The following is a 9,089-nucleotide window of genomic DNA, read 5'->3' as shown; positions in this document are numbered from 1 at the left end:
CTACAGGGGATGGTGCTGGCGCTGGGGTTAACCGCGCTCGGAAGGTACCGACGACAATTCGAACGGGCTGCTGCTGCGCCGCTGGTTGCGATCTTCGCGCGGCGTGGCGCCGAAGAAATTGCGGTAGGCGCTGGAGAAATGCGGCCCCGAGGAGAAGCCACAGGACAGGCCGATCTGGATGATCGACTTGCTGGTCTGCATCAACATCTGCCGGGCCTTGTTCAGGCGCAGTTCCAGATAGTACTGGCTCGGCACGCGGTTGAGGTATTGCTTGAAGATCCGCTCCAATTGCCGACGGGACACGCACACATGCTGGGCGATTTCGTCGGTGGTCAGCGGCTCTTCGATGTTGGCTTCCATCAGCAACACCGCCTGGGTGAGCTTCGGATGACTGGAGCCGAGGCGGTTCTGCAACGGAATGCGCTGGCGCTCACCGCCCTCGCGAATACGCTCGACCACCAGTTCTTCCGATACCGCGCCGGCCAGTTCGGCGCCGTGATCGCGAGCCAGTACCGCCAGCAGCAAGTCGAGTACCGACATGCCGCCACAAGCGGTCAGGCGATCGCGATCCCAATCGAACAGATGGCTGGTGGCGATGACTTTCGGAAAGCGCTCGGCGAAATCATCCTGCCAGCGCCAGTGCACGGCGGCGCGGTAACCGTCGAGCAAGCCCAGTTGCGCCAACGGATAAACACCGGCCGACAGACCGCCGATCACGCAACCGGCACGCACCAGCTGCTTGAGCGCACTGCTCAACGCCGGCGCGAGACTGGTCGGCGGCTCGTCAGCGAGCAGGAACAGTTTCTGGAAGTTTTCCAGCTTGCCGGTCCAGGCTTCACCGGGCAATTGCCAGGCGCTTTCGCTCGGTGGTTCGGCCTGCAGGAAGGACAGTTCGTAGACCACGTCCGGGTGCACACGCTGGGCAACTCGCAAGGCCTCCTCAGCCAGCGCCAGCGTCAGTGCTTTAGTGCTGGGCCAAATCAGGAAACCAATTCGATGGGCAGTCATGGTGGGCAATCCGAAGCGAAAAACAGTGATGAAGGCATGGGCCAATGCTAGCCCGTAAATGAACGCAAATCACAAAACCTACACAGATCCCTGTAGGAGCTGTCGAGTGAAACGAGGCTGCGATCTTTTGACGTGAACAATCAACATCAAAAGATCGCAGCCTTCGGCAGCTCCTACAAGGTACACAACGGCAGCCTTGATTATTTCAAGCTGCCGGACAGGAATTGTTGCAAGCGCTCGGACTGTGGATTGACCAGCACCTCGCGCGGGTTGCCGCTCTCTTCGACCACACCTTTGTGCAGGAACACCAACTGGTTCGACACTTCACGGGCGAAGCCCATTTCGTGGGTCACCACGACCATGGTCCGGCCTTCCTGGGCCAGGGCCTGCATGACTTTCAGCACGTCGCCAACCAGCTCCGGGTCGAGTGCCGAGGTCGGTTCGTCGAACAGCATCACCTCAGGTTCCATCGCCAGCGCACGGGCAATCGCCACGCGCTGCTGCTCGCCGCCGGACATGTGGCCCGGGTAGGCATCCTTGCGATGTGCCACGCCGACCTTGTTCAGGTAGTGCTCGGCTTTCTCGCGGGCCTCGGCCTTGGACACGCCCAGTACATGCACCGGCGCTTCCATGATGTTTTCCAGCGCGGTCATGTGCGACCACAGGTTGAAATGCTGGAACACCATCGACAGGCGCGAACGCATGCGTTGCAGCTGTTTCGGGTCGGCGGCTTTCATCGCGCCGTCCTTGTTCGCCACCAGCTTCAGCTCTTCGTTGTTGAGCAGGATCCTGCCCGCGTGCGGCTGCTCCAGCAGGTTGATGCAGCGCAGGAAGGTACTTTTGCCGGAGCCACTGGAGCCGATGATGCTGATCACATCGCCAGCCGCCGCTTTCAGGGACACGCCCTTGAGCACTTCGTGACTGCCATAGCGTTTATGCAGGTCTTGGACTTCAAGCTTGTACATGCGGTCGGTTCTCACAAAAACAGTCAGTCAGTCGTTGAGCAAGCGCCCGTGACGCAGCGCTTCGCGCCCCGCCACCTTGGCCAGCCAGAAACCGGGTTGGGCGTAACGCAGCCGTTCAATGGCAAACAGCACCCCGGACGTACCAGCACACACCGTGCTGACCCGATCCGCCAGCGGATCGATCACTTCGAAAATCTCGTCGCCTGCCTCAACCCATTCACCGGGCTGGCGCAGAAAACTCACCACACCGGGGTGCGGCGCGAACAGCAATTCGGTGCCTTCGAACGGCAGGCCTTCGCAGGCTTCCTGGGCAGGTTGCGGCCAGTCACCGCTGATCAACCCCTGCTCGGCGAGGAACGCCAGGATGCCCTCGGCGTAAGCCTCGGTCTCGGCGCGACCGGTGTCGGCCTGACCGCCCAGTTCCAGGGTAGTCGCCAGGCACGCCAAGGGAATTTGCGCATCCGGGAACAGACGCGACAAGCGCAACCACGGCAGCGAACAGGCTTCGTCGAAGGAGCTGCCGCCGGAGTCTTCCGCCAGCAAGCCAACCCGAACATTCAGGTGCGCGGCCAGCGAACGCCACTGCGGCCAGTGCTGCGGCAAGGCGTACATGTGCAGCGCCGCTTCGGCATCGCAATGCAGGTCCAGCACCACATCGGCAGTGCAGGCATGGCTGAGCAGGATGCGCTGCATGCCCTGCAACTGGCTGCTGGCCGGTGGCAGTGCGGCCAGATGATCACTCATGGCCTGGCGGATCAACTGGATATTGGCGTGCGGGTCATCGCCCAGATGGCCATCGAGTTGTGCGGCCAATGGCGCGCTCAGCTCGACGAAATCACGGTTGAAGTTCTTGCCGCTGCCGGCCTCGAAACGCCCTTGATGATTGCCTTGGAGCAACTGACCGAGGCCCAGTGGATTGGCCACCGGCACCAGTTCGATCACGCCGTTGAGCAAGCCCTGGGCTTCGAGTTCAGCCAGGCGCTTTTTCAGCGCCCAGGCGGTGCGCATGCCCGGCAGCTCATCGGCGTGCAGGCTGGCCTGGATGTAGGCCTTGCGCTCGCCACTGCCGAAGCGGAACACCGAAATCTGCCGTTCGCTGCCCAGGTGACTCCACGGCAAAGCATGATCGATGCGTTCCATATCAGTGCTTCCGTGGGGCCAGGTAGCCCAGCCAGCGGCGCTCAGCCATCTTGAACAGCTTCACCAGGATGAAGGTCAGGCACAGGTAGAACACGCCGGCGGTGATGTACGCCTCGAACGGCAGGTAGTACTGGGCGTTGACCGTGCGCGCGGCACCGGTGATGTCGATCAGGGTCACGATGGACGCCAGGCTGGTGGTCTGCAGCATCATAATCACTTCGTTGCTGTACTGCGGCAGTGCCCGGCGCAGGGCCGACGGCAGCAGGATGCGCTTGTACATCTTGAAGCGCGACATGCCCATGGCCTTGGCCGCTTCAATCTCGCCGTTCGGCGTGGCACGCAGGCTGCCGGCGATGATTTCGGCGGTGTAGGCGCTGGTGTTGATGGCAAACGCCAGGCAGGCACAGAAGGTCGCGCTGGACAACCACGGCCAGAGGAAACTTTCACGCACCGCTTCGAACTGCGCCAGACCGTAGTAGATCAAAAACAGCTGCACCAGCATCGGTGTGCCGCGAATCACGTAGGTGTAGAGCCAGGCGCTCATGTTGACCACGGCGTTTTTCGAGACGCGCATCAGGCCCAGCGGCAAGGCACAGAGCAGACCGAAAAACAGCGACAGCGCGAGCAACTTGAGGGTGGTCACCAGGCCGCCGAAGTACAGCGGCAAGGCCTCCCAGATGACGTTGTAGTCGAAGATCATAGCTCAGCCGCCCTTACGCCTACCGAGTAGCGCTTCTCGAGGTGACGCAATGCCAGCAACGAGACACTGGTGATCACCAGGTACATCGCCGCCACTGCGAGGAAGAAGGTGAATGGCTCGCGGGTAGCATCTGCCGCCTGCTTGGCCTTGAACATCATGTCTTGCAGGCCGACCACCGAAATCAGCGCGGTGGCCTTGGTCAGGACCAGCCAGTTGTTGGTAAAGCCCGGAATCGCCAGGCGAATCATCTGCGGCACCAACACCCGGAAGAACACCTGGAAACTGCTCATGCCGTAGGCCATGCCCGCTTCAGCCTGACCCTTGGGGATCGCCATGAACGCGCCACGGAATGTTTCCGACAGGTACGCACCGAAGATAAAACCCAGGGTACCGATACCGGCGGCCAGGGGGTTGAGGTCGATGTACTCGTCGAAACCGAGCAGCGGCGCGACGCGGTTGAGCAGGTCCTGGCCGCCGTAGAAAATAAGCAGGATCAGCACCAGGTCGGGAATGCCGCGGATCACCGTGGAATACAGGTCGCCCAGCCAGGCCAGCCAGCGCACCGGCGACAGACGCAGTGCCACGCCGATCAGGCCCAGGACAATGGCCAGGGCCATGGACGACAAGGCGAGCTGAAGCGTCAGCCAAGCGCCATCGAGGATGACAGCCCCGTAGCCTTTCAACATGATTCAGGTCCTCGAAAGTTGGGATGAAAAAATGGCGCAAACCTCAGAAAACCTGCTGCTTGCGCCATTTCGGACTTGTCGTGTTACTTGCCGTAGATATCGAAGGCGAAGTACTTGTCCTGGATTTGCTTGTACTTGCCGTTGTCGCGGATGGCCGTGATCGCGGTGTTGATCTTGTCTTTCAGCGCGTCACCCTTGCGAACCGCGATACCCACGCCGTCGCCGAAGTACTTGACGTCGGTGAACGCAGGACCGACGAACGCGAAACCTTTACCGGCGTCGGTTTTCAGGAAACCGTCATCCAGCAGCGTAGCGTCTGCCACGGTGCCGTCGAGGCGGCCGGCGGCCACGTCGAGGTAAATTTCGTTCTGCGAACCGTATGGCTTGATCTCGGCACCCAGCGGGGCCAGGACTTCGCGGGCGAAACGCTCGTGGATCGAACCACGCTGCACGCCGATGTTCTTGCCCTTGAGCTCGGCCAGGCCTTCGCTGACCTGAGTGCCTTCCTTCATGACCAGGCGAGCCGGGGTGTTGTAGTACTTGTTGGTGAAGTCCACGGACTTCTTGCGGTCTTCAGTGATCGACATGGACGACAGGATCGCGTCGATCTTGCGCACTTTCAGTGCCGGGATCAGGCCGTCGAACTCTTGCTCGACCCACACGCACTTGACCTTCATCTCTTCGCACAGGGCGTTACCGATGTCGTAGTCGAAACCGACGATGCTGCCGTCCGGCGCTTTCGAAGCGAACGGAGGGTAAGCCGCTTCGATACCGATCTTCAGGGGTTTTTCATCGGCGAAGGTTGGCAGGGACAGCACGCAGGACATTGCCAGGGCGCCAAGCAGCACGAGTTTCTTCATCTTGGGACTCCATCGGTAAAGGGCTAAAACGGCAGAGTGAGCGACAGCCCAATATGCGAATGAGTGGAACCGGAAAGCGTTGCTGCGTCCTGGGATGCGGGTGTTTAAATTCAACACAGGCAACGACGAGCGAGTGATCGGCATTCTAACGACAGGCCCGGAGCCGATATTTCTTCAATGCGACAACTAGTTACAGATGCACCGAGAAAGCCGTTCGAGCACGTTGACAGCCCTGCAAATTCATGCGAGAGCAAAAGACGGTAAACCGATCTGTATTGCAAGTTGCGGGCCTATTATTGGCAAAGCCTTCTAATCCGGCAAGCGCAGCGTGGCTTCTTATTTTTTGCGGGAGCATCCGAGGGGCCTTGGCGTTTCCCAATGCCCCGAATCGGCGCATGGCGGTTACACATTCAGTAACCTGAAAAGTCGCAGGTAACAGTAGGAAACATCCCACAGGGGAAGCCGATAATTATTGGCTGTTGTTTATGCGGTGGCTGTTCTGGCCCCTTCGCGAGCAAGCCCGCTCCCACAGGTTTCCATGGTGTGACACAGATCGCGAACACTCCATAGCCCCTGTAAGAGCGGCCTTGCCCGCGAAGAGGCCCGCACAGCCACCACAAAAACTCCAGGCAACAAAAAGCCCCACCAGGCTCAACACCTGGCAGGGCTTCGATGACGCTGAACGCTACTTAAGCAACATTCATCGTCCTGTGCGTATCAATCAAATGCTGCACCACACCCGGATCCGCCAGGGTGGAAATATCCCCCAACGCATCGTATTCCGCCGTCGCAATCTTGCGCAGAATCCGCCGCATGATCTTACCCGAACGAGTCTTCGGCAGCCCCGGCGCCCACTGGATCACATCCGGCGAAGCAATCGGACCGATCTCCTTGCGCACCCAGTTCTTCAGCTCCAGGCGCAGTTGCTCGCTCGGCTCCTCACCATTTTTCAAGGTGACATAGACATAGATGCCCTGCCCCTTGATGTCGTGCGGCACACCGACCACCGCCGCTTCAGCGACTTTCGGGTGAGCGACCATCGCGCTTTCGATCTCGGCGGTGCCCATGCGGTGACCGGACACGTTGAGCACGTCATCCACGCGGCCAGTGATCCAGTAGTAACCATCGGCATCGCGACGGGCGCCGTCACCGGTGAAGTACATGCCACGGAAGGTCTTGAAGTAGGTGTCGACGAAACGGTCGTGATCGCCATACAGGGTACGCGCCTGGCCTGGCCACGAATCGAGAATCACCAGGTTGCCCTCGGCTTCGCCTTCGATGATGTTGCCCAGGTTGTCCACCAACGCGGGTACCACGCCGAAGAACGGACGCGCCGCAGAACCCGGCTTCAAGCCATGGGCACCCGGCAGCGGGCTCATCAGGGTCGCGCCGGTCTCGGTCTGCCACCAGGTGTCGACGATCGGGCAACGGGATTGACCGACATTCTTGTAGTACCAGTCCCAGGCTTCCGGGTTGATCGGCTCGCCCACCGAGCCCAGCAGGCGCAGGCTGCTGCCATCGGCGCCTTCAACGGCAGCCGTACCCGCGGCCATCATGGCGCGAATGGCGGTCGGGGCGGTGTAGAGGATGTTGACCTTGTGCTTGTCGACGATCTTCGCCACCCGGGTGATGTCCGGATAGTTCGGCACGCCTTCGAACAACAGCGTGGTCGCGCCATTGGCCAGCGGACCATAGACGATGTAAGTGTGGCCGGTGACCCAGCCGACGTCGGCGGTGCACCAGTAGACTTCACCCGGGCGGTAGTCGAACACGCGCTCGTGGGTCATGGCCGCGTACAACAGATAGCCGCCGGTGGTGTGCTGCACGCCCTTCGGCTTGCCGGTGGAGCCGGAGGTGTAAAGGATGAACAGCGCCTCTTCAGCACCCATCTCTTTAGGTGCGCAAACGGTGCCCGCCACTTTCATCAGGTCTTCGTACCAGATGTCGCGGTGCTGGTTCCACTTGATATTGCCACCAGTGCGCTGGCACACGATGACCTTCTGGATGCTGCTGGTTTCCGGGTTGGTCAGGGCGTCGTCGACGTTGGCCTTGAGTGGAATCTTCTTGCCGGCACGAATGCCTTCGTCGGCGGTGATCACCACTTTCGACTTGCAGTCGATGATGCGACCAGCCAGGGCCTCCGGCGAGAAACCACCGAACACCACCGAGTGAATCGCGCCGATCCGGGTACAGGCCAGCATGGCGACCACGGCTTCGGGGATCATCGGCATATAGATGGTCACCACATCGCCGCGGTGCACGTCCTGGCCACGCAAGGCGTTGGCGAACTTGCAGACTTGTTCGTGCAGCTCGCGGTAGGTGATGTTGCGGCTTTCGGAAGGGTCATCGCCTTCCCAGATGATCGCGACCTGATCGCCGCGCTCGGCCAGATGGCGGTCCAGGCAGTTGTAGGAAACGTTAAGGGTGCCGTCGGCGAACCACTTGATGTCGACATGGTGATCGTCGAAGGAGGTCTGTTTCACCGTGGTGAAAGGCTTGATCCAGTCGAGGCGCTTGGCCTGCTCGCGCCAGAAACCGTCCGGGTTGACGACCGACTGCTGGTACATGGCCTTGTAGGTCGCCTCGTCAGTCAGCGTGTTGGCCAGAACCTCGGGACGAACGGGATACAGGGAAGCCGCACTCATCTTTCTTACCTCGGTGGAATAGTTGTTTTTGTATGACCCTGTTGTAGCCCGGGCGGGGCCTATAGAACCATTCGACGATGGTAGTAACAAGCCCACACCAAATGTCCTGATACCCGCACGAATCCCACACAACCCCTGTGGGAGCGAGCCTGCTCGCGATAAACCTGAGAACACCACGGGGCGTCAGACAAAAGGCTATCCACCGATTGTTACAAAATCCGTCAAAGGTGTTTATCAAAACCACGCCTATATGAATGCCACCCCCACGCCTAAAATTCGCTCCGCCAACCGGCAAACTGAGTTAACCAAGTTACAGCCCCCACGAAGGCAGTTAACCCAACCCCAAGTAGCCCGATCCACACGCAACCCCAAAAAGGTTGCGTGACCCCACTCGACTTGAAAAAGGTAAACACTAGATGAAAGCTTTATTGGTTCTGGCCCTCAGCAGCCTGTGCGCAACCGCCATGGCAGACGAGGCCCAGACTGATGTCGCGCAGCAACAACCGGCCATCGAGGATTACACTTACTCGATGGACCTGGACATCGCCAAAGTTATTTCAATGAGCGAAGTCCCCAATGTGTGTGAAGTTGTCCCGGCAAAAATGGAATATGACGACTCCAAAGGCCAGCGCCATATCCTGCGCTACAGCGTCATGGGTAACGGCTGCTCCAGCGGCTGATCTGACTGCGCCGAATCCGGCCTCTCCAGCGCCTCGCTGAAGGTCGATTCCAGCCCGGCTCCGCGCCGGGCTCAGTTGTGTCTTAACTGGTCAAAAATCGCCCACAAACACAAGATGTAGTAAAAAATCCCCTTTTCTGCTCACTTTTTGAGCAAAACCCATTCCCCGCCATTTCCGCGAAAAAAAATCTTCACCCGCCAAAGCCCTGTAAACCCTCGCTCCGACCGAAAAACCTGCCCTCTTGACCGCTCCATGCGCGGATTCGCCCCACCACGACCGTGAAAATTTCCCTATAATGCGGCCTTAAACGGGCCTGCAATATCCCCTTACAGGGATGAATAGCCAGTCTGAAGCCCCGCAACGGCATTCGATGCCGATTGCGCCCATCAGTGGCTCTCGGAACCC

Annotated in this window: 8 protein-coding genes; 1 reads left to right on the top strand and 7 read right to left on the bottom strand. The window is 59.8% G+C overall.

What is annotated here, in order from left to right; translation table 11 throughout:
• Positions 1–27: 27 nt before the first annotated feature.
• From argR to acs, 7 genes are all read right to left on the bottom strand, one after another.
• Positions 28–1,008 (bottom strand): transcriptional regulator ArgR, encoded by a 981-nt coding sequence (argR, locus tag ACM6I6_RS27545; RefSeq protein WP_323629177.1) that lies wholly within the window; start codon positions 1,006–1,008, stop codon positions 28–30.
• A gap of 200 nt (positions 1,009–1,208) precedes the next feature.
• Positions 1,209–1,973 carry an ABC transporter ATP-binding protein gene (locus tag ACM6I6_RS27540; protein WP_034151461.1) on the bottom strand — a complete coding sequence of 255 codons (765 nt, stop codon included), beginning with the start codon at positions 1,971–1,973 and terminating at the stop codon, positions 1,209–1,211.
• 27 nt (positions 1,974–2,000) lie between these two features.
• On the bottom strand, positions 2,001–3,113 hold the full coding sequence (locus tag ACM6I6_RS27535; protein WP_414920978.1) for a M14 family metallopeptidase: 1,113 nt from the start codon (positions 3,111–3,113) through the stop codon (positions 2,001–2,003).
• Position 3,114: 1 nt separating this feature from the next.
• Positions 3,115–3,813 carry an ABC transporter permease gene (locus tag ACM6I6_RS27530; protein WP_406592786.1) on the bottom strand — a complete coding sequence of 233 codons (699 nt, stop codon included), beginning with the start codon at positions 3,811–3,813 and terminating at the stop codon, positions 3,115–3,117.
• Complete coding sequence (locus tag ACM6I6_RS27525) at positions 3,810–4,499, bottom strand: ABC transporter permease (protein WP_323609284.1); 690 nt, start codon at positions 4,497–4,499, stop codon at positions 3,810–3,812. The genes ACM6I6_RS27530 and ACM6I6_RS27525 overlap by 4 nt, the downstream gene beginning before the upstream one ends.
• A gap of 83 nt (positions 4,500–4,582) precedes the next feature.
• A complete protein-coding gene (locus tag ACM6I6_RS27520; protein WP_274077887.1) occupies positions 4,583–5,359 on the bottom strand; it encodes an ABC transporter substrate-binding protein in 777 nt (258 codons plus the stop codon).
• 689 nt (positions 5,360–6,048) lie between these two features.
• Complete coding sequence (gene acs, locus ACM6I6_RS27515) at positions 6,049–8,004, bottom strand: acetate--CoA ligase (protein ID WP_274077886.1); 1,956 nt, start codon at positions 8,002–8,004, stop codon at positions 6,049–6,051.
• A gap of 416 nt (positions 8,005–8,420) precedes the next feature.
• On the opposite strand from acs, the gene ACM6I6_RS27510 reads away from it, so the two are divergent.
• On the top strand, positions 8,421–8,684 hold the full coding sequence (locus tag ACM6I6_RS27510) for a DUF2790 domain-containing protein (RefSeq protein WP_274077885.1): 264 nt from the start codon (positions 8,421–8,423) through the stop codon (positions 8,682–8,684).
• Positions 8,685–9,089: the final 405 nt, after the last annotated feature.

The sequence above is a fragment of the Pseudomonas sp. IT-P218 genome (genome assembly GCF_949767605.1).
Taxonomy (GTDB): Bacteria; Pseudomonadota; Gammaproteobacteria; order Pseudomonadales; family Pseudomonadaceae; genus Aquipseudomonas; species Aquipseudomonas putida_AE.
Note: the sequence above shows the minus strand (reverse complement) of the source record. Positions and strands in the feature narration are given on the sequence as shown.